22 protein-coding genes and 7 pseudogenes are annotated in these 24807 nt (G+C 71.4%); 26 read left to right on the forward strand and 3 right to left on the reverse strand.

The features are described 5' to 3' along the window. Nucleotides 1-62: 62 nt before the first annotated feature. From ACS3YM_RS07990 to ACS3YM_RS08005, 4 genes and pseudogenes are all read left to right on the forward strand, one after another. Nucleotides 63-452, forward strand: coding sequence for an ATP-binding cassette domain-containing protein (locus ACS3YM_RS07990; RefSeq protein ID WP_439939853.1), 390 nt, complete (start codon nucleotides 63-65; stop codon nucleotides 450-452). Continuing rightward, a complete protein-coding gene (locus tag ACS3YM_RS07995; RefSeq protein WP_439939935.1) occupies nucleotides 449-598 on the forward strand; it encodes a hypothetical protein in 150 nt (49 codons plus the stop codon). Before ACS3YM_RS07990 ends, ACS3YM_RS07995 begins: the two co-directional genes overlap by 4 nt. Further along, nucleotides 595-1083, forward strand: a complete 489-nt coding sequence (locus ACS3YM_RS08000) for an ATP-binding cassette domain-containing protein (RefSeq protein ID WP_439939534.1) — start codon at nucleotides 595-597, stop codon at nucleotides 1081-1083. Before ACS3YM_RS07995 ends, ACS3YM_RS08000 begins: the two co-directional genes overlap by 4 nt. Beyond that, nucleotides 1050-1559, forward strand: a pseudogene (locus tag ACS3YM_RS08005) (oligopeptide/dipeptide ABC transporter ATP-binding protein); the annotation flags it as partial. The gene ACS3YM_RS08000 and the pseudogene ACS3YM_RS08005, both read left to right, overlap by 34 nt. A gap of 204 nt (nucleotides 1560-1763) precedes the next feature. On the opposite strand, the gene ACS3YM_RS08010 reads toward ACS3YM_RS08005, so the two are convergent. The 3 genes and pseudogenes from ACS3YM_RS08010 to ACS3YM_RS08020 all read right to left on the reverse strand — a co-directional run. Next, entirely contained in the window at nucleotides 1764-1940 is a 177-nt protein-coding gene (locus ACS3YM_RS08010; protein ID WP_439939937.1) for a hypothetical protein, read from the reverse strand. Nucleotides 1941-2109: 169 nt separating this feature from the next. Then, nucleotides 2110-2388 (reverse strand): annotated as a pseudogene (locus tag ACS3YM_RS08015) (PD-(D/E)XK nuclease family protein); the annotation flags it as partial. Continuing rightward, a pseudogene (locus ACS3YM_RS08020) lies at nucleotides 2382-2540 on the reverse strand (PD-(D/E)XK nuclease family protein); the annotation flags it as partial. The pseudogenes ACS3YM_RS08020 and ACS3YM_RS08015, both read right to left, overlap by 7 nt. Nucleotides 2541-2963: 423 nt before the next feature. Here ACS3YM_RS08020 and ACS3YM_RS08025 point away from each other — a divergent pair. From ACS3YM_RS08025 to ACS3YM_RS08130, 22 genes and pseudogenes are all read left to right on the forward strand, one after another. Next, nucleotides 2964-3161: pseudogene (locus ACS3YM_RS08025) on the forward strand (M50 family metallopeptidase); the annotation flags it as partial. A 782-nt stretch (nucleotides 3162-3943) separates the two neighbouring features. Continuing rightward, nucleotides 3944-4820 (forward strand): annotated as a pseudogene (locus tag ACS3YM_RS08030) (tRNA (adenine-N1)-methyltransferase); the annotation flags it as partial. 166 nt (nucleotides 4821-4986) lie between these two features. Then, nucleotides 4987-5352 (forward strand): annotated as a pseudogene (locus tag ACS3YM_RS08035) (GrpB family protein); the annotation flags it as partial. Between the two features lie 660 nt (nucleotides 5353-6012). Continuing rightward, entirely contained in the window at nucleotides 6013-7758 is a 1746-nt protein-coding gene (gene arc, locus ACS3YM_RS08040; protein WP_439939854.1) for a proteasome ATPase, read from the forward strand. Nucleotides 7759-7971: 213 nt separating this feature from the next. Beyond that, nucleotides 7972-9492, forward strand: a complete 1521-nt coding sequence (dop, locus tag ACS3YM_RS08045; protein ID WP_439939535.1) for a depupylase/deamidase Dop — start codon at nucleotides 7972-7974, stop codon at nucleotides 9490-9492. 79 nt (nucleotides 9493-9571) lie between these two features. Further along, nucleotides 9572-9769: a ubiquitin-like protein Pup gene (locus ACS3YM_RS08050; protein ID WP_439939536.1), complete on the forward strand. Its 198-nt coding sequence runs from the start codon at nucleotides 9572-9574 to the stop codon at nucleotides 9767-9769. 26 nt (nucleotides 9770-9795) lie between these two features. Continuing rightward, the gene (prcB, locus tag ACS3YM_RS08055) at nucleotides 9796-10596 is read left to right on the forward strand and encodes a proteasome subunit beta (RefSeq protein WP_439939538.1); all 801 of its coding nucleotides are present in this window, start codon (nucleotides 9796-9798) and stop codon (nucleotides 10594-10596) included. A 23-nt stretch (nucleotides 10597-10619) separates the two neighbouring features. Continuing rightward, nucleotides 10620-11396, forward strand: a pseudogene (prcA, locus tag ACS3YM_RS08060) (proteasome subunit alpha); the annotation flags it as partial. 322 nt (nucleotides 11397-11718) lie between these two features. After that, nucleotides 11719-13080 (forward strand): Pup--protein ligase, encoded by a 1362-nt coding sequence (pafA, locus tag ACS3YM_RS08065; protein WP_439939540.1) that lies wholly within the window; start codon nucleotides 11719-11721, stop codon nucleotides 13078-13080. Nucleotides 13081-13217: 137 nt separating this feature from the next. Continuing rightward, nucleotides 13218-14117, forward strand: a complete 900-nt coding sequence (locus ACS3YM_RS08070; protein WP_439939541.1) for an FKBP-type peptidyl-prolyl cis-trans isomerase — start codon at nucleotides 13218-13220, stop codon at nucleotides 14115-14117. A 54-nt stretch (nucleotides 14118-14171) separates the two neighbouring features. Further along, nucleotides 14172-15119 (forward strand): helix-turn-helix transcriptional regulator, encoded by a 948-nt coding sequence (locus tag ACS3YM_RS08075; protein WP_439939542.1) that lies wholly within the window; start codon nucleotides 14172-14174, stop codon nucleotides 15117-15119. Continuing rightward, the gene (locus tag ACS3YM_RS08080; protein ID WP_439939543.1) at nucleotides 15116-16114 is read left to right on the forward strand and encodes a helix-turn-helix transcriptional regulator; all 999 of its coding nucleotides are present in this window, start codon (nucleotides 15116-15118) and stop codon (nucleotides 16112-16114) included. The genes ACS3YM_RS08075 and ACS3YM_RS08080 overlap by 4 nt, the downstream gene beginning before the upstream one ends. 61 nt (nucleotides 16115-16175) lie before the next feature. After that, nucleotides 16176-16454: a Sec-independent protein translocase subunit TatA gene (gene tatA / locus ACS3YM_RS08085; RefSeq protein ID WP_439939544.1), complete on the forward strand. Its 279-nt coding sequence runs from the start codon at nucleotides 16176-16178 to the stop codon at nucleotides 16452-16454. A gap of 19 nt (nucleotides 16455-16473) precedes the next feature. Continuing rightward, complete coding sequence (gene tatC / locus ACS3YM_RS08090) at nucleotides 16474-17310, forward strand: twin-arginine translocase subunit TatC (protein ID WP_439939546.1); 837 nt, start codon at nucleotides 16474-16476, stop codon at nucleotides 17308-17310. Between the two features lie 33 nt (nucleotides 17311-17343). Further along, on the forward strand, nucleotides 17344-17748 hold the full coding sequence (locus ACS3YM_RS08095; RefSeq protein WP_439939547.1) for a hypothetical protein: 405 nt from the start codon (nucleotides 17344-17346) through the stop codon (nucleotides 17746-17748). A gap of 23 nt (nucleotides 17749-17771) precedes the next feature. Then, entirely contained in the window at nucleotides 17772-18689 is a 918-nt protein-coding gene (locus ACS3YM_RS08100) for a YegS/Rv2252/BmrU family lipid kinase (RefSeq protein WP_439939548.1), read from the forward strand. Nucleotides 18690-18757: 68 nt separating this feature from the next. Next, nucleotides 18758-21490, forward strand: coding sequence for a DEAD/DEAH box helicase (locus tag ACS3YM_RS08105; protein WP_439939855.1), 2733 nt, complete (start codon nucleotides 18758-18760; stop codon nucleotides 21488-21490). A 28-nt stretch (nucleotides 21491-21518) separates the two neighbouring features. After that, nucleotides 21519-22454, forward strand: a complete 936-nt coding sequence (locus ACS3YM_RS08110) for a 5'-3' exonuclease (RefSeq protein ID WP_439939549.1) — start codon at nucleotides 21519-21521, stop codon at nucleotides 22452-22454. A gap of 1 nt (nucleotide 22455) precedes the next feature. Continuing rightward, nucleotides 22456-22917, forward strand: a complete 462-nt coding sequence (locus tag ACS3YM_RS08115; RefSeq protein WP_439939550.1) for an Lrp/AsnC family transcriptional regulator — start codon at nucleotides 22456-22458, stop codon at nucleotides 22915-22917. 44 nt (nucleotides 22918-22961) lie between these two features. Continuing rightward, a complete protein-coding gene (locus ACS3YM_RS08120; protein WP_439939551.1) occupies nucleotides 22962-23549 on the forward strand; it encodes a TetR/AcrR family transcriptional regulator in 588 nt (195 codons plus the stop codon). A gap of 9 nt (nucleotides 23550-23558) precedes the next feature. After that, on the forward strand, nucleotides 23559-24119 hold the full coding sequence (locus ACS3YM_RS08125; RefSeq protein ID WP_439939552.1) for a TetR/AcrR family transcriptional regulator: 561 nt from the start codon (nucleotides 23559-23561) through the stop codon (nucleotides 24117-24119). Next, nucleotides 24116-24766 (forward strand): maleylpyruvate isomerase family mycothiol-dependent enzyme, encoded by a 651-nt coding sequence (locus ACS3YM_RS08130; protein WP_439939553.1) that lies wholly within the window; start codon nucleotides 24116-24118, stop codon nucleotides 24764-24766. The genes ACS3YM_RS08125 and ACS3YM_RS08130 overlap by 4 nt, the downstream gene beginning before the upstream one ends. Nucleotides 24767-24807 lie beyond the last annotated feature (41 nt).

Below are 24807 nucleotides of genomic sequence, written 5' to 3' on the forward strand. Positions count from 1 at the left end.
GGCGACCCCGAAGGCGGCGGAGCCTGCTGGACCGGGTCGGCATCCCGGACCCGAAGGCCCGGCTGGCCAACTACCCCCACCAGGCCAGCGGCGGGATGCGCCAGCGGGCGCTCATCGCGATGGCACTGGCCTGCAACCCGCGCCTGCTCATCGCCGACGAGCCGACGACCGCGCTCGACGTGACGATCCAGGCGCAGATCCTGGCGCTGCTCAAGGAGAGCCTGGTCGTCGACACGGGCACGGCGCTGGTGATGATCACCCACGACCTCGGCGTCGTCGCCGGGCTGTGCGACGAGGTCAACGTGCTCTACGGCGGAAAGGTCGTCGAGCGCGGTGGCCGGCACGGTCTCTTCCGCCAGCCGAAGCACCCGTACACCGTCGGGCTGCTCAACTCGATCCCGCGGCTCGACGCTGCCCGGGGCGAGAAGGCTCGCCCATCCCCGGGTCGGTGAACGACAACCTGCCGTGGGCGTCCGCCTGCGCGTTCGCTCCGCGCTGCGCCAACGTCGTGGACGTGTGCACGAGTGAGACCCCGGAGTGGGAGGGCGACCAGGTGGTCGGCTTCCGGTGCTTCAACCCGATGGGAGGCCCCCGGTGAGCCAGACGGCGAGCGAGGCTGCGAGCCCCGCGGAGGACCAGGACGTGCTGGTCGAGGTCTCCGGCGTCGAGGTGTGGTTCCCGATCAAGAGCGGCGTGATCTTCGACCGCACGGTCGGGCACGTCCGGGCTGTCGACGGGGTGGACCTCAGCATCCGGCGAGGGGAGACCTACGGGCTGGTGGGGGAGTCCGGGTGCGGCAAGTCGACCCTCGGCAAGGCCATCCTCAACCTGGAGCCGCCGACCGCGGGCTCGGTGGTCTTCGACGGGGTGGACATCGCCTCGCTCAAGGGCGAGGACCTGCGACGTGAGCGCAAGCGGTTCCAGATGGTCTTCCAGGACCCGATGTCGAGCCTTGACCCCAGACCGTCGAGTCGTTGCTGCTGGAGGGCATGCGCGCCCACGGCCTCGACACGGACAAGGCGAAGACGCGGGATCGGCTGCGCGAGCCGATGTCGTCGGTGGGTCTGCCCCCGGCGGCCCTGAGCAAGTACCCCCACGAGTTCTCGGGCGGACAGCGCCAGCGCATCGGCATCGCGCGTGCCCTGTCGGTCGGGCCGGACCTCATCGTCGCCGACGAGCCCGTGAGTGCCCTGGACGTCTCGATCCAGGCCCAGGTGATCAACCTGCTGCAGGACCTCCAGGACGAGCCTCGGGCTCACCTACCTCGTGGTGGCGCACGACCTCGCGGTGGTGCGGCACATCAGCGACCGGATCGGCGTGATGTACCTCGGCGCGCTGGTGGAGGAGTCCGACGCGGCGGAGCCTACGACGTCCCGCTCCACCCCTACACGCGCGCCCTCATGTCCGCGGTCCCGGTGCCCGACCCCCTGGTCGAGGACTCCCGCGAGCAGATCCTGCTGACCGGTGACCTCCCGTCGCCGGCCAACCCGCCCACCGGCTGCCGGTTCCACACCCGCTGCCCGTGGCGGCAGGAGACGTTGTGCGACACCGAGCGGCCCCAGGCTCCGCGTCGTCGACGTGGGGGTCCCTCAGCAGGTCACCGGGTCGCGTGTCACTACGCGGAGCCGATCGCCCGGGGTGAGCCTGCAGCCGCACGAGGTCGCCCCCGAGGTGGTCAGCGGCTTCCTCCCGCCGGTCGACGCCAACGCCCCGATGGCGCCTCCGGAGGGCTACATCACGCCCTGAGGCGGCGGGAGGAGTGCTCAGTCCTGCGACTCGTCGGTGGAGACGTCGGCCACGGCCACCGGCTGCTCGGGCAGCGGAGGCACCACACCGCCCTTGGTCGGGCAGAACTCGTGGAACGAGCACCAGTCGCACAGCCGTGAGGGGCTGGGCTGCCAGTCGCCCGACTCGTGGGCGCGACGGATGGCCGCCCACACGGCCTCGACCTTGCGCTCGGTCGCGCGCAGGTCGTCCTCGTCGGGCTCGTAGCGCAGGATCTCGCCGTTGCCGAGGTAGATCAGGCTGCAACATCGCCGGCACGACGCCCCGCAGGCGCCAGATGACGAGCGCGTAGAACTTCATCTGGAAGAGCGCCTTGGCCTCGAAGCCCTCGGCGGGCGACCGCCCGCTCTTGTAGTCGCTGATGCGGATCCGGCCGTCGGGCGCCACGTCGATCCGGTCGACGAAGCCGCGCAGCAACAGGAGTCGAGCAGGGCCTCGACGTAGAGCCTCGCGGTCGGCGGGCTCGAGGCGTCGCGGGTCCTCGAGGTCGAAGTAGGTGTCGAGGACGGTGCGACACGACGCCAGCCAGGCTCGCCACGTCGGGGCCGGCGCCGCCGAACATCTCGGCCAGCCTGGGGCTCGCTGTCCAGCAGGACCTCCCAGGCCGGCACCAGCATGTCGGCGGCCCGGTCGGGCGTGCGGTCGCCGGCAGGGAGGTCGAAGAGGTCCTCCAGCACCTTGTGCACGACCGTGCCGCGCACGGCATCGGGCGAGGGCGCCTCCGGCAGCCGGTCGATGGTGCGGAAGCGATACATCAGGGGGCAGGCTCATGAAGTCGCCAGCACGGCTCGGCGAGATCGCCCCGAGCACGTCGACGCCGTCGACCGGGGTGGAGACCCGCTCGGCAGGTGACTCGGCGGCAGGGATCGTCATGACGCGCCTCACCCTAGGCGGCGCGTACGACAGCGGGCGCGAGGCGAGGCGCCGTGGGCGACGTTGGCTAGGGTCGTGTCGTGCCCGAACCCACCGATCCTGCCGCTGCGGAGCGGCCGTCCCCACCCTCGAAGCGCCCTCCCGGGGTGCTGCGGATCGGGTCGATCGCGGGCATCGACGTGCTGATCACGAGCTCGTGGTTCATCGTCGCGCTGCTGATCTCGCTGGCGTTCGCGCCGCGCATCGAGCAGGTCGAGCCGGGGCTGGGGTTCTGGAAGTACGTCGCCGGCTTCGTGTTCGCGGTGGTGCTCTACCTCTCGGTGCTGCTGCACGAGGCCTCGCACGCGGTGACCGCACAACGGCTCGGCTACGGCGTCGCCTCCATCACGCTGCACTTCCTCGGCGGGATGACCGAGATCGACGGGGCGTCGCGCAAGCCACGGCACGAGTTCTGGATCGCGGTGGTCGGTCCGCTGACCTCGATCGCCGTCGGGGCCGCCGCGGTCGGGCTCTGGTTCGTCGTCCCCGCCGGGCTGGTCCGGGTCGCGATCGAGGGACTGGCCGGTGCCAACCTCGTGATCGGCGTGCTCAACCTGGTGCCGGGCCTGCCGCTCGACGGGGGCCGGGTCCTCAAGGCGCTGGTGTGGGGGGCGTCCGGTGACCAGCACCGCGCCACCATCGTCGCGGGCTGGGGCGGCCGCCTCGCGGCGCTCGCGCTGCTCGCCTGGCCCCTGGCGCAGGAGCCCCTGACCGGCACCGAGCCCACCATCATGGACCTCGTCCTCGTGTTCATCCTCGGCCTCTTCCTCTGGACCGGAGCGACGGCTGCGATGGCGCACGCGCGGCTCCGCCAGCGCCTTCCCCACCTCGTCGCGCGCCCGCTGGCGCGTCGTACGCTCACCGTCCCCGAGGACCTCCCGCTGGGCGAGGCCGTACGCCGTGCCCAGGAGGCGCAGGCCGGCAGCATCGTGACGGTCGCGGCCGACGGCTCGCCGGTGGGCATCGTCAGCGAGGCAGCGGTCGCCGCGATGCCGGAGGACCGGCGCCCGTGGGTGGCGGTCTCGACGGTCACCCGTGCCCTCGAGGAGGGGCTGACCCTGCCGGCGACGGTGGCCGGCGAGGAGCCTGATCCTCGCGATCAGCCGGCGCCCGGCCGAGGAGTACCTCCTCGTCGAGGCCGACGGCCAGATCTACGGAGTGCTGTCCACCGCCGACGTCGACCGGGCGTTCCGCGACAACGCCCGCGGCTGAGGGATTTCGGCCCTCGGCCACTAGGGTTCGCGGCATGTCCGAGCCCCACACCGATGACCGAGCCGACGTCCCCGCCGAGGCCTGGTCCGGCGTCCACCGCGGCCTCCTGCGCGAGGGCGAGTGGGTGCGGCTGGTCGACCAGAAGGGCCGCAAGCACAACTTCGAGCCTGGTCGCGGGCAAGCGCTTCTTCTCCAACAAGGGCCACCTCGACCACGACGACATGATCGGTCGCGACGAGGGCTTCACGCTCACCTCGTCGGCGGGTGGTCAGTACCTCGTCTTCCGGCCGCTGCTCAGCGAGTTCGTCGTCTCGATGCCGCGCGGCGCCGCTGTGGTCTACCCCAAGGACGCCGCCCAGATCGTGGCGCTGGCCGACATCTACCCGGGCGCTCGCGTCGTCGAGGCCGGTGCCGGCTCGGGTGCGCTGACCTGCTCGTTGCTGCGCGCCGTCGGACCGTGGGGTCGCGTGACGTCGTTCGAGCCTGCGCGAGGAGTTCGCCGACGTCGCCCGCCGCAACGTCAACCAGTTCTTCTCCGCCCCGGAGGGTCGGACCCATCCGGCGTGGGACCTGCGCCTGGGCGACCTCAAGGAGGGCCTGCCCGAGCCTCGGCACGCAGGTCGACCGGATCATCCTCGACATGCTCGACCCCTGGAACTGCGTCGACGCAGTGGCGGACGCGTTGGTGCCCGGCGGCATCGTGTGCGCCTACGTCGCGACCACGACCCAGGCTCTCCCGCGTGGTCGAGACGCTGCGCGTGCACGGCGGCTTCACCGAGCCCCAGCCGTGGGAGTCGCTCGTGCGCGACTGGCACGTCGAGGGCCTCGCCGTGCGACCCGGGCACAAGATGATCGGCCACACCGCGTTCCTCGTCACCGCGCGCCGGATGGCGCCGGGGAGCGGCCGCCCCGCAAGACCCGCCGGCCCGCGCCCGGGGCGTACGGCCCCGACTACATCGGCCCCCGGCCCGCGGACGTGCCGCCGCTGGAGGCCACCGACGGTCACCCCGACGTCGACCTGTGACCGGCGTCGAGGTCGTCGACTGGTCGCCGCACTGGGCGGAGCAGTACGACGAAGTGGCCGCTGTCCTGCGCGAGGCCCTGGCCGACGTCTCGTCCGCCCGGGTCGAGCACGTCGGGTCCACCTCGGTCCCGGGCCTGCCCGCGAAGCCGGTCCTGGACGTCGACGTGATCGTGGAGGCACCTGACGTGCCCGCCGCCGTGGCCGCCCTGGAGGCGGTCGGCTACGGCCACCGCGGCGACCTCGGCGTCAGCGGGCGCGAGGCCTTCCACGCGCCCGGCCCGCCGCGCCGCAACGTCTACGTCTGCACGGCCGGCACCGCCAACGTGCGCAACCACCTCGCCGTGCGCGACGTGCTGCGCAGCCGCGAGGACCTGCGTGAGGCCTACGGCGACGTCAAGCGTGCCCTGGCAGCAGACCCCGAGATGGACATCGACACCTACATCGCCGGCAAGTCCGAGGTCCTCCAGCAGGTGCTCGAGGTCTCGGGGGAGCCTCAGCGACAGCGAGCTCGCGGCGATCCGTCGGCTCAACGGCCTGACCTTTCGCCGGTCCCTGGCGGCGTACGACATCGCCGCCCGTCAGGGTGGCGGCATACGACATCGCCGCCCGTCAGGGTGGCGGCATACGACATCGCCGCCCGTCAGGGTGGCGGCATACGACATCGCCGCCCGTCAGGGTGGCGGCATACGACATCGCCGCCCGTCAGGGTGGCGGCATACGACATCGCCGCCCGTCAGGGTGGCGGCATACGACATCGCCGCCCGTCAGGGTGGCGGCATACGACATCGCCGCCCGTCAGGGTGGCGGCATACGACATCACCGAGACCCCGAGACGTGTCGTATGCCGCCACCCAAGCCCGAGGCCGTGTCGTATGCCGCCACCCAAGCCGCGAGACGTGTCGTATGCCGCCACCCCAGCCCCGAGACATGTCATATGCCGCCACCCAGCGGGGCCCGAGGACCGGTTGGGTGGCCCAGGACCCCGCCGCCCGCGAAACGGTGATCGACACACGGCGAGATATCCACTTCCGTCCCTCCGGGGAGTGGGTAGTGTCGCAAGCGGAGCGAGGAGGTGCCCCATGTCCGAGCCGACACGTGAGCAGCTTGCCACCCAGGTGCGCTACCTGGAGGCAGAGGTCACGGACCTGCGCCGGCGCCTCGACGACGTACCGGGGCAGGCCCGGGGTCTCGAGAGCCGACTGGCCGACGCCCAGCGGTCCCTGGCCGCGGTGTCCAGCCAGAACGAGCGCCTCGCGCAGACCCTGCGCGACGCCCGCGACCAGATCACGACCCTCAAGGAGGAGGTCGACCGGCTGGCCCAGCCACCCGCCGGCTTCGGCACGTTCCTCTCCCGCAACGACGACGACTCGGTCGACGTCTTCACCGGCGGCCGCAAGCTGCGCGTGAGCGTGAGCCCGGCGGTGGAGCTCGACGCCCTCGTGCGCGGTCAGGAGGTCATGCTCAACGAGGCCCTGAACGTCGTGGCCGCGCTCGACTTCGAGCAGGTCGGCGAGGTCGTCATGCTCAAGGAGATCCTCGCCGACGGCGAGCGCGCGCTGGTCATCGCCAACGCCGACGAGGAGCGGGTCGTACGCCTCGCGGAGCCGCTGCGCGCCGAGGACGTCACCATCCGGGCCGGCGACTCGCTGCTGCTCGACACCCGCTCCGGCTACGTCTACGAGGTCGTGCCGAAGTCGGAGGTGGAGGAGCTCGTCCTGGAGGAGGTCCCCGACATCGACTACACGCAGATCGGCGGCCTCGCCACCCAGATCGACGCCATCCGCGACGCCGTCGAGCTGCCCTACCTGCACCCCGAGCTGTTCAAGGACCACCAGCTCAAGCCGCCGAAGGGCGTGCTGCTCTACGGCCCGCCCGGGTGCGGCAAGACGCTGATCGCCAAGGCTGTCGCCAACTCGCTGGCCAAGAAGGTCGCCGAGAAGACCGGGGCGTCCGGGAAGTCCTACTTCCTCAACATCAAGGGCCCCGAGCTGCTCAACAAGTACGTCGGCGAGACCGAGCGCCACATCCGGCTCGTCTTCCAGCGGGCGCGGGAGAAGGCCTCGCTCGGCACCCCGGTGATCGTGTTCTTCGACGAGATGGACTCGCTGTTCCGCACGCGCGGGTCGGGCGTCTCCTCCGACGTCGAGAACACCATCGTGCCGCAGCTGCTCAGCGAGATCGACGGCGTCGAGGCCCTCGAGAACGTGCTCGTGATCGGCGCCTCCAACCGCGAGGACATGATCGACCCCGCCATCCTGCGACCGGGCCGGCTCGACGTGAAGATCAAGATCGAGCGCCCCGACGCTGAGTCCGCGCGCGACATCTTCTCCAAGTACCTCACCCCGTCGCTCCCGCTGCACAGCGTCGACCTGGCCGAGTTCCACGACGACCGCGAGGCGACCGTCGCGGCGATGATCCGGGCGACGGTGGAGCGGATGTACACCGAGTCGGAGGAGAACCGGTTCCTCGAGGTCACCTACGCCAACGGCGACAAGGAGGTCCTCTACTTCAAGGACTTCAACTCCGGCGCGATGATCCAGAACATCGTCGACCGCGCCAAGAAGATGGCGATCAAGGACTTCCTCGACAGCAACCTCGACCCGGCCCAGCGCGGCCTGCGGGTGCAGCACATGCTCCAGGCGTGCGTGGACGAGTTCAAGGAGAACGAGGACCTGCCCAACACCACCAACCCCGACGACTGGGCGCGGATCTCGGGCAAGAAGGGCGAGCGCATCGTCTTCATCCGCACGCTCATCACCGGCAAGCAGGGCACCGAGCCCGGGCGCTCCATCGACACGGTCGCCAACACGGGTCAGTACCTGTGACCTCCGCCCGCGACACGCGGGGGCCGAACACCCCTCGGGAGGGGCCGACGAGGGCCCGCCGGGGCTAGGTTGGGCAGATGCGAACCATTCTGATCATCGTCGTCGTCGTCGTCATCGTCATCTTCCTGCTGGGCTTCCTGCGCCGCGGCCGCTGAACGTCCGGGCCGTCAGCCGAGGCACGACGCGCTCGTCCCACACCCGTAGGCTCGTGCCATGAGCGTACGACGCGTGATGGGCACGGAGGTCGAGTACGGCATCTCCGTGCAGGGTCAGCCCGCGGCCAACCCGATGGTCGCGTCGTCGCAGATCGTCAACGCCTACGCCTCGTCGACGGCTAAGGCGCGTCGGGCCCGGTGGGACTTCGAGGAGGAGTCCCCGCTGCGCGACGCCCGCGGCTTCGACATGGCGCGCCAGATCGCCGACCCCACCCAGCTCACCGACGAGGACCTGGGTCTGGCCAACGTCATCCTCACCAACGGCGCGCGGCTCTACGTCGACCACGCGCACCCGGAGTACTCCTCGCCCGAGGTGACCACGCCGCTCGACGTGGTGCGGTGGGAGAAGGCGGGGGAGCAGGTCATGCTCGACGCCTCGCGCATGGCCGCGCAGGTCCCGGGGAGCGCGCCGATCGTGCTCTACAAGAACAACACCGACAACAAGGGCGCCTCCTACGGCGCCCACGAGAACTACCTGATGCGGCGCTCGACGCCGTTCGCCGAGATCGTGCGCCACCTGACCCCGTTCTTCGTCTCGCGGCAGGTCATCACCGGCGCCGGCCGCGTGGGCATCGGCCAGGACGGCCGCGACACCACGCCGGAGCGGGGCTTCCAGATCAGCCAGCGCTCGGACTACTTCGAGGTCGAGGTGGGCCTCGAGACCACGCTCAAGCGGCCGATCATCAACACCCGCGACGAGCCGCACGCCGACCCCGCGGTCTACCGGCGCCTCCACGTGATCCTGGGCGACGCCAACCTCGCCGAGATCTCGATCTACCTCAAGGTCGGCACCACCTCGCTCGTGCTGGCGATGATCGAGGACGGCTTCATCGACCGCGACCTCACCGTCGAGGGGGCGGTGAAGTCGCTGCGGGCGGTCTCGCACGACCCGACCCTGCGGCACCTGGTGACCCTGCGCGACGGCCGGCGGCTGACCGCCGTGCAGCTGCAGCTGGAGTACCTCGACCTCGCCCGCAAGTACGTCGAGGACCGCTACGGCTCCGACGCCGACGAGCAGACCGTCGACGTGCTGGCCCGCTGGGAGTCGGTGCTGACCCGGCTCGAGCGCGACCCGATGGAGTGCGCCACGGAGCTCGACTGGGTCGCCAAGCTCAAGCTCCTCAACCAGTACCGCGACCGCGACAACCTCGACTGGGACGACGCCAAGCTCCACCTCATCGACCTGCAGTACGCCGACGTACGTCCCGACAAGGGGCTCTACCACCGCCTCGCGGCCGCGGGCCGGATCCAGCGACTGCTGGACGACGTGACCATCGAGGCCGCGATGCACGACCCGCCGATCGACACCCGCGCCTACTTCCGGGGCCGCTGCCTCGACAAGTACGCCGGCTCGGTGGCCGCAGCCTCCTGGGACTCCGTGATCTTCGACCTCCCCGGTCGGGAGTCGCTGCAGCGGGTGCCCACCATCGACCCGTTGCGGGGCACCCGTGCCCACGTCGGGGACCTGATCGACCGCAGCGAGACCGCGCAGGCCCTGGTCGCGGCGATCACGCGGTGACCGCGGACCGGTGAGACTCGCCCCGTCCGCCGAGGGTGAACGTCCTTGTGGCGTCGGCGGGAGTGGATAGGGTCGAGGCATGGCCCAGGAGCAGAAGCAACCGCGCAGGTCCTCCCAGGACGAGACGGCGACCGAGGAGGTCGCCGAGACGGACGTGGCCGAGCGCAAGGAGATGATCGACGAGGACGTCGACGCGATCCTCGACGAGATCGACGAGGTGCTCGAGGTCAACGCCGAGGACTTCGTGAAGTCGTTCATCCAGAAGGGCGGACAGTGAGCGAATCGCGGCTCCCCGCTTCCTTCATGGCACCGGGGACGTCGAGCTTCGCCGACTTCCTGGGCGCCCAAGCCCCCGACCTGCTGCCCTCGCGCCGCGCCGTCCCGACGGGCGACGCCGGCGACCTGGCCCCCCACGGCACCACGATCGTCGCCGCCACCTTCTCCGGCGGGGTGGTGATGGCCGGCGACCGGCGCGCGACGATGGGCAACATCATCGCCCAGCGCGACATCCAGAAGGTCTTCCCGGCCGACGAGTTCTCCGTCGTCGGGATCGCCGGCACGGCCGGACTCGCGGTGGAGATGGTGCGCCTGTTCCAGACCGAGCTCGAGCACTACGAGAAGATCGAGGGCACCACGCTGTCGATGGACGGCAAGGCCAACCGCCTCGCCGCCCTGATCCGCGCCAACCTCGGCCTCGCCATGCAGGGCCTGGCCGTGGTCCCGCTCTTCGCCGGCTTCGACCTCGCGGCGGGCCAGGGCCGGATCTTCAGCTACGACGTCACGGGCGGTCGCTACGAGGAGACCTCGTTCCACTCGGTCGGCTCCGGCTCGCTGTTCGCGCGCGGATCGCTCAAGAAGCTCTACCGCGACGACCTCGACGCCGAGCAGGCGGTCACGGCCGCGATCCAGGCCCTCTACGACGCCGCCGACGACGACTCGGCCACCGGCGGCCCCGACCTGACCCGCCGGATCTTCCCCGTCGTCCACGTGATCACCGCCGACGGCGGTAGCCGCATGCCCGACGAGGACGTCGCGGCGATCGCCGACCGGATGATCGCCGCACGGATGCAGCGCCCCGACGGCCCGGCCGCGGCCCTGACCTGATCTGACGTAGGAGTCACTGTCACATGAGCATGCCGTTCTACGTCTCGCCCGAGCAGCTGATGAAGGACCGGGCCGACTTCGCGCGCAAGGGCATCGCCCGCGGGCGCTCGGTCGTCGCCGTCCAGTACGCCGACGGGATCCTCTTCGTCTCGGAGAACCCCTCCCAGGCGCTGCACAAGGTCAGCGAGATCTACGACCGGATCGCCTTCGCGGCGGTGGGTCGCTACAACGAGTTCGAGAACCTGCGCATCGCCGGCGTACGCCTCGCCGACATGCGTGGCTACGCCTACGACCGCCGCGACGTGACCGGCCGGGGCCTGGCCAACGCCTACGCCCAGACGCTCGGCACGATCTTCTCCTCCGGCGGGGAGAAGCCCTACGAGGTCGAGATCTTCGTCGCGGAGATCGGTGACGTCGCCGAGGACGACCAGCTCTACCGCCTGACCTACGACGGCCAGGTGGCCGACGAGCACGGCTTCGCCGTGATGGGTGGTGCGGCGGACGTCGTCGCGGGGCACCTGGCCGAGCACTACGTGCCCGGGGCGTCGCTCGAGGAGACCCTGCGCGTGGTCGTGGCCGCCCTCGGGCGCAACGACACCGAGGACCGCGTCATCCCGGCCGGGGACCTCGAGGTCGCGGTGCTCGACCGCACCCGGTCGCAGCCGCGCAAGTTCCTGCGACTGCGCGAGGCTCGGCTGACCGAGATCCTCGGCGACCGGGGCGACGAGCAGCCGGCCGCTCCCGCGCCCGAGGACGCCGTCGCCGGCGCGGCCCCGCACCAGTCGGGGCAGGACGACCCGTCCGACCCCACCGACCAGGTCTCCGGGGCGACCCCGCCCCTCGAGCACCCGGTGACCGGTGAGCCGCCCGTGGCCCCGCCGGTGGCCCCGCCGATCGCGCCGCCGGCGCGTCCGGGCGGGCCGGAACCCACCGACCCGGCCACCCCCGGCGAGCCCCAGCCGCCGGCTCCCCAGCCCCCCGCCCCGGGACCCGGGCAGCCGCCCGCGCCGGGCACGCCGCCGCCGCCCACCGAGCCCGGCGAGGTCTGAGCACGGCCCGACCACCTGCGTGTCACCGGTCCGTACGCGGTACAGGTCTGGCCAAGCGGCCTAGGGTGGGTCCATGGACCGTCGGATCTTCGGCATCGAGAACGAGTACGGCGTCACGTGCACGTTCAAGGGCCAGCGCCGGCTGAGCCCCGACGAGGTCGCGCGCTACCTCTTCCGCAAGGTCGTCAGCTGGGGCCGCTCGTCCAACGTCTTCCTGCGCAACGGCGCGAGGCTCTACCTCGACGTCGGCAGCCACCCGGAGTACGCCACCCCGGAGTGCGACGACATCGTCGACCTGGTCACGCACGACAAGGCGGGGGAGCGGATCCTCGAGGGCCTGCTCCTCGACGCGGAGAACCGGCTCCATGAGGAGGGGATCTCCGGCGACATCTACCTCTTCAAGAACAACACCGATTCCGCGGGCAACTCCTACGGCTGCCACGAGAACTACCTCGTCGGCCGGGCCGGTGAGTTCAGCCGCCTCGCCGACATCCTCATCCCGTTCCTCGTCACCCGGCAGATCGTGGTCGGCGCCGGCAAGGTCGTGATGACCCCGCGCGGGGCGTCGTACAGCGTGAGCCAGCGTGCCGAGCACATCTGGGAGGGCGTCAGCAGCGCCACCACGCGCAGCCGTCCCATCATCAACACCCGCGACGAGCCCCACGCCGACGCCGAGCGGTTCCGCCGCCTGCACGTGATCGTGGGCGACTCCAACATGAGCGAGACGACCACCATGCTCAAGGTGGCGTCGTGCGACCTCGTGCTACGGATGATCGAGGAGGGCGTGGTGATGCGCGATCTCACGATGGAGAACCCGATCCGGGCGATCCGCGAGATCAGCCACGACCCGACCGGGCGCCGCAAGGTGCGCCTGGCCAACGGCCGGGAGGCCAGCGCGCTCGAGATCCAGGCCGAGTACCTCGGCAAGGCCCGCGACTTCGTCGACCGGCGCCAGATCTCCACCCCGACCATCGAGCGCACCCTCGATCTCTGGGAGCGCGGTCTCAAGGCCGTGGAGTCCGACGACCTCGGGCTGGTCGACCGCGAGATCGACTGGGTGATCAAGCTCAAGCTCATCGAGCGCTATCGCGCCAAGCACGGGCTGTCCCTCGGCGACGCCCGGATCGCCCAGCTCGACCTCGCCTACCACGACATCCACCGGGGTCGGGGCCTCTACTACCTGCTCGAGAAGCGGGGGGCGGTCGCCCGCGTGGCCACCGACCTGAAGATCTTCGAGGCCAAGAGCGTCCCGCCGCAGAACACCCGGGCCCGGCTGCGCGGCGAGTTCATCCGCAAGGCCCAGGAGCGCCGTCGCGACTTCACGGTCGACTGGGTGCACCTCAAGCTCAACGACCAGGCGCAGCGCACGGTGCTCTGCAAGGACCCGTTCAAGGCCTACGACGAGCGGGTGCAGAGGCTGATCGACGGCATGTGACCGGGATGTGACCTGTGTCGGGGCCTCTCGGGTGGGGTCTGCTGGATAGGGTGACCCGGCAACGCCGTCCGATCGAATCAGGTGAACCAGTGTCTCGTGCTCGTTCCGCTGCCCTCAGCGGTGTCCTCGTCCTCAGCATGCTCGGACTCGCCGCGTGCGGCTCCGGGGCCAGCGACTCCGACGAGGGCGGGGCGTCCCTGAGCTCGGTGACGATCGAGGGCAAGCAGGGCGAGAAGCCGAAGGTGACCTTCGACGGCCGCCTGGACAGCTCCGAGGAGACCGAGGTCCTCGTCGAGGGCGACGGCGAGACGATCGCCGACGGCGACACGGTCTCCACGAACTGGTGGGTCGGCAACGGCTTCACCCAGGAGGAGGCCCAGAGCACCTTCGGTGAAGGCGGCTCGCAGTCCGTCGAGGTCTCGGACAAGATCCTCCCGTTCCTGCGCGAGACCCTCATCGGGCACAAGGTCGGCGACCGGGTGGTCCTGAAGACCTCCGCCGCCCGGGCCTACGGCGAGAGCGGCAACGCCAGCATCGGCATCGGCAACAAGGACTCCGTCCTCGCGGTCGTCGACATCCTCGGCAAGGTCGACATCCTCGACGCCCCGCAGGGCGAGGAGAAGAAGCCCGCCGGGTGGGCGCCCAGCCTGATCGAGAAGGACGGGGTCATCACCGGCCTCGACTTCACCGACGCCCACAAGCCGAGCGGCGAGCTGATCGCCACGACCCTGGTGAAGGGCGACGGCGCGGTGGTCGAGAAGGGCCAGACGCTCCACGTCCGCTACCTCGGCCAGGTCTACGGCGCCGACAAGCCGTTCGACGAGAACTTCTCGGCCGAGGACCCGGCGAGCTTCCCGATCGGCGTCGGCGGCGTGGTCGCGGGCTGGGACGAGCGCCTCGTCGGCCGCACCGTCGGCTCCCGGGTGATCCTCGAGATCCCGCCGGCCAAGGGCTACGGCAAGAAGGGCAACCCGCAGGCCGGGATCAAGGGCACCGACACGCTCTTCTTCGTCGTCGACATCCTCGGCGCCTCCTGAGCTGACACCGGACGGGCGGGAGGGCAGATGGCGCAGCCACGTGCAGAGCGACTGATGAACCTGCACATCCTCCTGCTCGGAGCCAAGCGGTTCATCGGCAAGGACGCGATCCGCGAGGCCTGCTACTCCGACCACCCGCGTGGTGCTGCGGGAGACGAGGCCTTCGAGCGCGCCTTCGAGCGCGACAAGGACGCCCTGCGCCAGATCGGCGCCGTGATCGAGGTCGGCAGCGCGGACGCGTTCTTCGACGACGAGATCGGCTACCGCATCCCGACCGAGCAGACCTCGCTGCCCGAGATCCGCTTCGAGTCCGACGAGGCCGCAGTCCTGGGCCTCGCCGCGCAGGTGTGGCAGCAGGCCACGCTCGCCAAGGCGACCGGGCGGGCACTGGCGAAGCTCAAGGGCCAGGGCGTCGAGATCGACCCCTCCCGCCTGGAGGTGGTCGCACCGGCGATCACCGCCGACGAGCCGGCGTTCGAGCCGCTGTGGGACGCCATCGGCAAGCGCCGCCAGGTCAGCTTCCCCTACCAGCGGGCCAGCGAGAGCGACCCCACGACCCGGCGCCTCCAGCCGTGGGGCCTGGCCCGGTCGTCCGGTCGCTGGTACGTCGTGGGCTTCGACGTCGACCGCGGTGCGGAGCGCGTCTTCCGCCTGTCCCGCATCGTCGGTCCGGTCCGCGCCACGGGCAGGTCGGGGGCGTACGACGTCCCCGCCGGCACCGACGTGCGCGCGGTCGCCCGGCGCCTCTCGCCGTCGTTCCCCTCGGTCCGGGCGACGCTCCGGGTGCGGCAGGGCACCGGCGTCGGCCTGCGACGCCGCGCCGAGTCCGTCACGCCGCTCGACGACCGGCCCGGTTGGGACCTCGTGGCCCTCGAGGGGCCCGTCCACGAGCTCGCCGACGAGGTGCTCACCTACGGCACGGACGTGGTCGTCGAGGGTCCCGACGCCCTGCGCGACGAGGTCGTCGGCCGGCTGCGCGCGGTCGCGGAGGCGGGCCGATGAGCACGAGCACCGGCGACACCGCGCCCGACCAGGTCGCCCGCCTGCTGGCCCTGGTGCCCTACCTCCTCGCACGCGGCGAGGTGCGGCTCGACGACGCCGCGGCCCACTTCGGCACCGATGCCGACCAGATCGAGCGCGACCTGCGGCTGCTGTTCATGACGGGGCTCTCGCCCGGGCTGCCCGGCGACCTGATCGAGGTGGACCTCGAGGCCCTCGAGGGTGACCGGATCATCCGTGTGGACAACGCCGACTACCTCGCGCGCCCGGTGCGGTTCTCGCCGGCCGAGGCGACCTCGCTGGTGGTGGCGCTGCGCACCATGCAGGAGGCGGCGCCCGAGGAAGCCCGCGACGTCATCGCGCGCACGCTCGCCAAGCTCGAGGAGGCTGCCGGCCAGGAGGGCGAGGGCCTGCTGCGCCTGCACGTCGCGCCCGACCCGTCGCAGCCCGGCAACGACCTGCTGCCCGTCCTGGAGTCGGCCATCGCCCACGGCCACCAGGTCGAGATCACCTACTACGTGCCCTCCCGGGACCAGGAGTCCAGCCGGGTGGTCGACCCGCGGGGGCTGGCACGGGTCGAGGACCTGGTCTACCTCGACGCGTGGTGCCACACCGCCCAGGGCGACCGGGCGTTCCGGGCGGACCGGATCCTGGCCGCCACCGAGCTCGACACGCCGGTGGCCGACCCCGGCGCGCGGGCGCGTGACCTCACCGGAGGCTGGTTCGCGGACGCGGAGACCACCACCGTCACGCTCCGGCTCTCCCCGCCGGCGCGCTGGGTCGTCGAGTACTACCCGGTCACCGCGCAGCGCCCCGGGCCCGACGGCACGGTCGACGTCGACCTCGAAGTCGCGAGCGAGCAGTGGGTGCAGTCGCTGCTGTTCCGGCTGGCGCCCCACGCCACGCTCCTGGCTCCTGCCGGCTACGCCGACTCGTTCGCCGCCGCTGCACGGGAGGCGCTCAGCCTCTACGAGGGTGACGGCGTAGACTTTCGATGAACCGCGCAGCACCCGTCCGCACGCGATCCACGCACCCATCCCACACCTATCGGAGTGACTCATGATCAACCCACTGGTCGGCATGCCGCAGGGCCTCGAGTGGCTGGTGATCCTGGCGATCGTCGTGCTCGTCTTCGGTGCCGCCAAGCTCCCCGACCTCGCCCGCAGCTCGGGCCAGGCGCTGCGGATCTTCAAGACCGAGACCAAGGACCTGCGCGAGGACGACAAGGCCGACAAGGCTGCCACGCCGGAGCAGCGCGAGATCCAGACGCGCAACGAGGCTCGCGACGAGACCACGGGTGACGTCGTCCGCGAGCGTCGCGACGACACCACCGCCTGACCCAGGAGTCTCCGCCAGCGTGAGGATCGCCGGTCTCGTCGGCCTGTTCCAGGGCCGTCCGCGTCATGACGTCGGCCCCGACGGGCGCATGGCACTCTCCGACCACTTCCGGGAGTTCCGGGCGCGCCTGCTGCGCTGCCTGCTCGTGTTCTCCGTCGCCCTCGTCGTGGCGATCCTGTTCCGGCACGCGATCTACGACGCCGTCTACGGGCCCTACCAGGACGCGCAGAAGACCCTGTCGGAGGGTGAGTCGATCGCGACGACGAGCGGGGCCGGCGCCGGCCTCCTGCTGTGGCTGACCCTGTGCGGCTTCGCCTCGGCGATCGTCACCGCGCCCTACTGGCTCTACCAGGTCTGGGCGTTCGTGCTCCCGGGGCTCTACGCCCAGGAGCGCCGGATGAGCCGTATCTTCGTGGCCGTCGCGGGGCCGCTCTTCCTGGCCGGCGTCGTCCTCGGCTACGTCACGCTCCCGGTGGCGCTGGAGGTGCTGATCGGGTTCAACCCCGAAGGCGTCACCAACCTCATCGACTTCAACGACTACCTGCAGTTCTTCACCCGGACGCTCTTCGTCTTCGGGCTGGCGTTCAACATCCCGGTGTTCGTGGTGCTGCTCAACTTCGCCGGCGTGGTGAAGGGCTCCGCGCTCAAGGCCTACCGTCCCTGGATCGTCATCGGGACGTTCATCTTCGCGGCGGTCGCGACGCCCTCGGCCGACCCGTTCACGATGACGCTGATGGCCGTGCCCATGGTGCTGCTCTTCTTCGCCTCCGAGGCGATCGCCCGGGTCAACGACCGTCGGCGCGCGCGCAGGTCACCCAACAGCGGTCTGGCACCCGACGAGCTCTCCTCCATCTGACAGGTCCGAGGCGGCTCTGACAGGCTGGACCCCATGCAGGCCGTGATCACCGACGTCGATCCGTTCGACCTGCCCGAGTGGCTCGGCACGCTCGAGGTGGTCTGGCGCGCCGACGTCGGCCTGCGCACCGGCCACCTGGTCCGGGGGCGGCTGACAGCCTCGGGGGCGGACGGGGCGGCCCAGGAGATCGCCTGCGACCTGCTGGCGGTCGACGAGGCCTACCCCGTTCCGGTGGTCGACGACGCGACCCGGCTGCGCGTGCACCAGGCCTGGCGCCACGGCCAGGTCGTGATCGGGGAGATCGACTCGCGGACGGTGCTGGCGGTGCCCGGGACCGGGTTCGGCCCCGACCTCGTGCTGGACGCGCTGGGCCGGCTGGCCCGGGCCGTGGGCGCACACGCCGAGCGCTATGCCGCGTTGCTGCGCCTGAGCGCCTAGAGCGGAGGGATAGGGTCGCGCACATGCACGACCCGTCTGCGCCCGAGCTGTCCGTGCGGGGCCGAGAGATCGCGCTGCTGACCAACCCCACCTCGGGCAAGGGCAAGGGTGCCCGCCACCGTGACGCCGCGCTCACCCGGCTCCGGGAGAGCGGCTTCGTCGTGCGCAACCTCCAGGGGCGCGACGCCGACGAGGCCTACGACCTCGCGCGCGGCTGCGTCGCCGACGGGGTCGAGGCCCTCGTGGTGTGCGGCGGTGACGGGCTGGTGCACCTCGGCGTGCAGGCGGTCGCCGGCACCGGCGTACCCCTGGGCCTGATCCCCAGCGGCACCGGCAACGACGTGGCCCGCTACCTCGGCCTGCCGCGCACCGACCCCGTCGCCGCCGCGGACCGGATCATCGCGTCGCGGCACCGCACGATCGACCTCGCCCGCAGCGGCGACCGCTACTTCGTCACCGTGCTCGCCGCGGGCTTCGACGCGATCGTCAACGAGCGCGCCAACGCGATGACCTGGCCGAGGGGTCAGATGCGCTACAACCTGGCCACGCTGGCCGAGCTGCGCACGTTCCGTCCGCTTCCCTACGTCCTCCAGCTCGACGGTGGTTCCGGGCCGGAGACCCTCGAGTGCGAGGCGATGCTCGTGGCGGTCGGCAACGGCCCGTCCTTCGGCGGCGGCCTGCGCATCACCGAGGGCGCGCTGCTCGACGACGGGCTGCTCGACGTCGTGGTGATCACCCGGATGAGCAAGTCCAAGCTGGTGCGCTCCTACCCCCGGCTGTTCACCGGCAGGATCGACGGGGTGGCCGAGTACGTCCACCGGCGGGTGACGTCGGTGACCGTGGCCGCGCCCGGCATCGTGTCGTACGCCGACGGCGAGCGCTTCGGCCCGCTGCCCCTCACCATCGAGTGCGTCCCCGGCGCCCTGGAGGTCATTGCATGACCACCCCCGACCACGAGGAGTCTCCGGCGGAGCGCTACGCGGCCTTCCGGCGCGACAAGCCCTTCCCGATGCTCAAGGACTTCGCCGGGCTCTACGGCTTCGAGCTCGACGACTTCCAGGTCCGTGCCTGCCAGGAGATCGAGAGCGGTCGCGGGGTGCTCGTCGCGGCGCCGACCGGGTCGGGCAAGACGGTGGTCGGCGAGTTCGCGATCCACCTGGCGCTGCAGACGGGTCGCAAGGCGTTCTACACGACCCCGATCAAGGCCCTGTCGAACCAGAAGTACAACGACCTGGTCAAGCGCTACGGCGCGGACAACGTCGGCCTGCTGACCGGCGACAACGTCGTCAACGGCGAGGCGCCGGTGGTCGTGATGACCACCGAGGTGCTGCGCAACATGCTCTACGCCGGCTCGCGCACGCTGCTCGGCCTGGGCTACGTCGTGATGGACGAGGTGCACTACCTCGCCGACCGCATGCGGGGCGCGGTCTGGGAGGAGGTCATCATCCACCTGCCCGAGTCGGTGACGCTCGTGTCGCTGTCGGCCACGGTCTCCAACGCCGAGGAGTTCGGCGAGTGGCTCGCCACCGTGCGCGGCGAGACGACGACCGTCGTCGAGGAGCGCCGTCCTGTGCCGCTGTTCCAGCACGTGATGGTGGGCCGCCGCCTGCTCGACCTGTTCGCCTCCTCCGACGTCGATGCGAGTGCGGGCTTCGTCAAGGAGGGCGCCCCGGTCAACGACGAGCTGACCCGCATCGCCCGCGACGACTGGGCCAGCTCCCGGCTGATGCGCGACCGACGCTCGCCGCGCAAGGGCAAGCCGGGCTCCTCGAAGAACCCGCGATCGGTCGGCAACGGTCGGCGGGTGTGGATCCCCAGCCGGGTCGAGGTGGTCGAGCGGCTGGACCGCGAAGGACTGCTGCCGGCCATCGTGTTCATCTTCAGCCGGGCCGGCTGCGACGCGGCGGTGACCCAGCTGGTGCAGGCCAACACCCGCCTCACCACGGCCGCCGAGCGCGACGAGATCTTCGCGCGGGTCGAGGAGGCGTCGCGGACGCTGCCGGAGGAGGACCTGCACGTCCTCGGCTACCACGAGTTCCTCGACGGCCTCACCCGTGGCGTCGCGGCCCACCACGCCGGGCTGCTGCCGGCCTTCAAGCAGGTGGTCGAGGAGCTGTTCCAGGAGGGCCTGGTGAAGGTCGTCTTCGCGACCGAGACGCTCGCGCTCGGGATCAACATGCCGGCGCGCACCGTGGTCATCGAGAAGCTGTCCAAGTGGAACGGAGAGAGCCACGCCGAGCTGACGCCGGGGGAGTACACCCAGCTCACCGGACGGGCCGGACGCCGCGGCCTCGACATCGAGGGCCACGGCGTGGTGCTCTACCAGCCCGGCATGAACCCGCGCGAGGTCGCCGGCCTCGCCTCGACGCGCACCTACCCGTTGCGCTCGTCGTTCCGGCCGTCCTACAACATGGCCGTCAACCTGGTGCACCAGTTCGGTCGGGCCCGCTCGCGCGAGCTGCTCGAGCAGTCCTTCGCGCAGTTCCAGGCCGACAAGGCCGTGGTCGGGCTGGCCCGTCAGGTGCACAAGGCGGAGGAGGCCCTGGCGGGCTACCGCGAGGCAGCCACGTGCCACGTCGGTGACTTCATGGAGTACGCCGCCATGCGTCGCAAGATCTCCGACCTGGAGAAGGGGGCCGCCCGCGAGCGGCGGCAGGACCGTCGTACGGAGGCGCTGGCGTCGCTCGGCAGGCTGCGCCCCGGTGACGTGATCAACGTGCCGGCGGGCAAGTTCAGCGGGCTCGCCGTGGTGATCGACCCCGGGCACTCTGGCGACGAGCCGCGTCCCTACGTCGTGACCGCCGACCGGCAGGCGCGACGACTGGCGCCGATGGACTTCCCGGTCCCCGTCGAGGCGATCGGGCGCCTCCGCATCCCCAAGTCCTTCAACGGCCGCAACCCCGCGATGCGGCGCGACCTCGCGACCGCGCTGCGCGCCCGCGCCCGCGACCTCGATGCGCCGGGCCCGCGGCGCACGAACCAGCAGGAGTCCTTCAGCGACACCCCGACCGACCGCGAGATCGGCAGGCTGCGGGCCGACCTCAAGGCGCACCCGTGCCACCAGTGCCCCGAGCGGGAGGACCACGCCCGGTGGGCCGAGCGATACTTCAAGCTCCAGCGTGACACCGAGACGCTCAAGCGTCGCGTGGAGAACCGCACCAACACGGTGGCCCGGACCTTCGACCGCGTCTGCGACGTGCTCACGGCGCTGGGCTACCTGGACGGCGACAAGGTGACCGAGCGGGGATCACACCTGCGGCGGATCTACACCGACATGGACCTCGTCGCCGCGGAGGCCATCCGCGCCGGGCTCTTCGACGACCTCCCGCCCTCGGAGCTGGCGGCCGTCCTGTCGGCGTTGGTGTTCGAGGCCAGGCGAGCCGACGACGCGTCGTCGCCGAAGATCCCCGGCGGGCAGGTGCGGCCCGTGCTCGCGGAGGTGGTGAAGCTGTGGGGACAGCTCGACGCCCTGGAGCGCGACCACAAGCTCGACTTCCTGCGCGAGCCCGACATCGGCTTCGCGTGGGCCGCCTGGCGATGGGCCGAGGGCGACGACCTCGACGACGTGCTGCGGGTCACCGGGCTGTCGGCGGGCGACTTCGTGCGCTGGATGAAGCAGCTGCTCGACCTCTGCGGCCAGGTCGCCGACGCGGCCGGGGACTCGGCCCTCCGCAGCACCGCGCGGGCGACCGCGAAGGCGTTGAAGCGCGGCGTGATCGCCTACTCGGTCCTCGCGGACTGAGGCTTCGAGCGTGTGGAAGGCTTCCGGCATGCCCACTGGTGAGCGCCTCCTGCTCCTCGACACCGCGTCCCTCTACTTCCGGGCGTTCTTCGGCGTGCCCGACTCGATCAAGGCGCCGGACGGCACGCCGGTCAACGCCGTGCGCGGGTTGATGGACTTCATCAGCCGCCTGGTGGGGGAGTACGACCCGACCCACCTCGCCTGCTGCTGGGACGACGACTGGCGCCCGCAGTGGCGCGTCGACCTGATCCCGTCCTACAAGGCACACCGCGTGGTGCGCGAGGTGCCCGGCCCCCGGCCCGACGTGGAGGAGGTGCCCGACCCGCTCGAGGCGCAGATCCCGATCATCGAGTCGGTGCTCGAGGCCTACGGCATCGCCAAGGTCGGGCACGCCGAGATGGAGGCCGACGACGTGATCGGCACACTCGCCACCGGCGCGGGCATGCCCGTCGACATCGTCACCGGCGACCGTGACCTCTTCCAGCTCGTCGACGACGGCGAGGCCGTGCGGGTGCTCTACGTCGCCCGCGGCGTGAGCAAGCACGAGCGGGTCGACAACGCCTGGGTTCGCGGCAAGTACGGCGTCGACGCCCACCAGTACGCCGACCTGGCCACGCTCCGCGGCGACGCCTCCGACGGGCTCCCTGGCGTGGCGGGCGTCGGGGACAAGACCGCGGCCACGCTGCTCCACCGCTTCGGCACGGTCGGGGCGATCGTCGAGGCCGCGCACGACCCCGACTCCGACATGGGCCCCGGTCCGCGCGGGAAGATCAAGGCGGCCGCCGACTACCTGGCCGTCGCGCCCCAGGTGGTCGCCGTACGCCGTGACCTCGATCTCGGCTCGCCCGACCTCACCCGGCCGCGCACGCCCGCCGACCACGAAGCGGTGGTGGCGCTGGACGCGCAGTGGGGCCTCGGCTCGTCTGCCGTGCGCCTGGTGGAGGCACTGTCCGGCTCACACTAGGGTGAGCGACGTGAGCTCTCCTGAGGTCGAGTCCAAGGACCGGCAGATCCTGTCCCTGCTGGCCACCGACGGACGGATGTCCTTCACCGACCTCGGCAAGGCGACCGACCTGTCGACCTCGGCGGTCCACCAGCGGGTCAAGCGTCTGGAGCAGCGGGGCCTCATCAAGGGCTACGGCGCCACGGTCGACCACGACCAGCTCGGCCGGCCGCTGACCGCCTTCATCTCGATCACCCCGATCGACCCCTCGCAGCCCGACGACTACCCCGAGCGGCTGGTGGACATCCCGGAGATCGAGTCGTGCTGGTCGGTCGCGGGGGAGGAGTCCTACATCCTCAAGATCCGGGTGGCCACGCCGCTGGCCCTCGAGGAGCTGCTGGCCCGCATCCGCGGCGCCGCCAGCGTGTCGACCCGCACCACCATCGTGCTCTCCACGCCCTACGAGAACCGTCCGATCGACTGAGCGTCCCTCGGGCCGGGACGCCACTATGGCTGTAGTGTGCGGGCGTGGCTGACCGTCGTACCGTCCTGCTCGACGCCGCGCTCGAGCTCGTCGGCACGCAGGGGATGCGCGGGCTGACCCACCGGGCGGTGGACGCGGCCGCCGGCGTGCCGCCGGGCTCGACGTCGAACCACTTCCGCACCCGCGAGGCCCTGATCCTGGGGATCGTCGAGCGCTTCATCGCGCGCGAGCGGGCCATGGCGACCGAGCCCTACGACGAGGTCGACGCGACGCCGGACGGCGTGGCCGCCGCACTGGGGAGGTTCGTCGAGCGCGCCCTGGGGCCCGACCGGGCAGTGACTCTCGCGCGCTACGCGATCCTCGTGGAGACCGCCCAGAACCCCGACCTCCTGCGGGAGGGGATGGCTCCCGGTGCCGGCCAGGTCGACGCATGGGCCCTCGACCTCATCACGCGCGCGGGTTCGCAGGATCCCGCGCGCGACCTCGGCGTCCTGGCCAACTACGTGACGGGACTCGTGCTCCACGAGCTCGCCCTTCCGACGCCGGACCTCGACGCCACGGCCCGGATCCGCGGAGTGGTCGACTCCCTCCGCTGGACCCGCGGGCTTGACGCGAATGCACTACAGATGTAGTTTCTCGTCATGGGTGACCTCCGCGCTCGCCTTCTCGACACCGGCATCGAGCTGATCGCCGACCGGGGTCTCGGCGGGCTGACCCACGACGCGGTGGACGCCTGCGCCCAGGTCCCGGTCGGATCCACGCGGGAGCTCTTCCCCACGCGCGACGCACTCGTCGAGGGCGTGACGGAGCGGTGCATCGATCGCGAGCTGGAGATGGCCGCCGGGCCGAGTCCTGCCGGCGAGCCGTCCGCCGAGGTGATCGCCGGCATGTTCGATCGCTTCGCCGACCGTGCGTTGGGGGAGGACCGCGCGGTGACGCTGGCGCGCTACGCCCTCCATGCCGAGGCCGCGCGCACGCCTGCGCTCCGCGCCTTCTACGCGGTCGGCGCCGACCAGGTCGACACCTGGGCCGTCGACCTCGTACGCCGTGCCGGGTCGGTACACCCGGAGCGCGACTTCGGCATCGTGGCCAACTACGTGACCGGCCTGGTGTTCCACGAGCTCGCCCTTCCCACGCCCGACCTCGACGTCGCAGACCGGGTGCGGACCCTCATCGACGCCCTCGGCTGGAGCGCCCCATGACGACCACCCAGACGCTGTCCGACCTCGTGCGCGACGAGCGCACGGCCTTCATCGACACGCTCGAGCAGCTCGACGCGGAGCAGTGGCTCGCGCGCTCCCTGTGCACGCAGTGGCGGGTCGTCGACGTCGCTGCCCACCTCGCCTGGGCGCCCGTGCTCGGGCCCGTCGCCGGAGCGGCGGCGATGCTGCGCCACGGCTTCTCGATGAACCGGATGATCGCGGACTCGGCCGTCCAGTGGTCCCGCAGGGGGCGGGTCGCCATCCTCGACCAGCTGCGACGCAACCGGGACACCGAGGCGACGCCGATCGGGATGCCGCTCGTGGCGGCCCTCTCGGACGCCGTCGTGCACGGTCTCGACGTACGCCGCCCGCTCGGGCTCACCCGCCCGATCCCCGCCGCGGTCCTGGCACCCGTCGCCGACTTCAGCCTCCGCACGCCGTGGCCGATGAACACGGTGGTCGGCGGCAGCGCCAAGCGGCGGCTGCAGGGCGTACACCTGGTGGCAAGCGACGTCGACTGGTCCTACGGCGACGGCGCCGAGGTGCACGCGCCGGCCGAGGCGATCGCGCTCCTGCTCCACGGACGCTCGCCGCGCGCCGACGAGCTCTCCGGTCCCGGCTCGGCCCTCCTCCTCGCCCGGCTGTAGGTCCGGCCTTCCTCTTGGTTTCCCCGCCTATGCGGGGAAAC

The organism is Nocardioides sp. N13(2025) (assembly GCF_051912545.1).
GTDB lineage: Bacteria > Actinomycetota > Actinomycetes > Propionibacteriales > Nocardioidaceae > Nocardioides.

Bases quoted from the DNA above. Each gene is read 5' to 3' on its own strand.
- arc (WP_439939854.1), top strand. From the start codon at position 6,013: ATGTCCGAGCCGACACGTGAGCAGCTTGCCACCCAGGTGCGCTACCTG.
- dop (WP_439939535.1), top strand. From the start codon at position 7,972: ATGAGCGTACGACGCGTGATGGGCACGGAGGTCGAGTACGGCATCTCC.
- ACS3YM_RS08050 (WP_439939536.1), top strand. From the start codon at position 9,572: ATGGCCCAGGAGCAGAAGCAACCGCGCAGGTCCTCCCAGGACGAGACG.
- prcB (WP_439939538.1), top strand. From the start codon at position 9,796: ATGGCACCGGGGACGTCGAGCTTCGCCGACTTCCTGGGCGCCCAAGCC.
- pafA (WP_439939540.1), top strand. From the start codon at position 11,719: ATGGACCGTCGGATCTTCGGCATCGAGAACGAGTACGGCGTCACGTGC.
- ACS3YM_RS08070 (WP_439939541.1), top strand. From the start codon at position 13,218: ATGCTCGGACTCGCCGCGTGCGGCTCCGGGGCCAGCGACTCCGACGAG.
- ACS3YM_RS08075 (WP_439939542.1), top strand. From the start codon at position 14,172: ATGAACCTGCACATCCTCCTGCTCGGAGCCAAGCGGTTCATCGGCAAG.
- ACS3YM_RS08080 (WP_439939543.1), top strand. From the start codon at position 15,116: ATGAGCACGAGCACCGGCGACACCGCGCCCGACCAGGTCGCCCGCCTG.
- tatA (WP_439939544.1), top strand. From the start codon at position 16,176: ATGATCAACCCACTGGTCGGCATGCCGCAGGGCCTCGAGTGGCTGGTG.
- ACS3YM_RS08095 (WP_439939547.1), top strand. From the start codon at position 17,344: ATGCAGGCCGTGATCACCGACGTCGATCCGTTCGACCTGCCCGAGTGG.
- ACS3YM_RS08100 (WP_439939548.1), top strand. From the start codon at position 17,772: ATGCACGACCCGTCTGCGCCCGAGCTGTCCGTGCGGGGCCGAGAGATC.
- ACS3YM_RS08105 (WP_439939855.1), top strand. From the start codon at position 18,758: ATGCTCAAGGACTTCGCCGGGCTCTACGGCTTCGAGCTCGACGACTTC.
- ACS3YM_RS08110 (WP_439939549.1), top strand. From the start codon at position 21,519: ATGCCCACTGGTGAGCGCCTCCTGCTCCTCGACACCGCGTCCCTCTAC.
- ACS3YM_RS08125 (WP_439939552.1), top strand. From the start codon at position 23,559: ATGGGTGACCTCCGCGCTCGCCTTCTCGACACCGGCATCGAGCTGATC.
- ACS3YM_RS08130 (WP_439939553.1), top strand. From the start codon at position 24,116: ATGACGACCACCCAGACGCTGTCCGACCTCGTGCGCGACGAGCGCACG.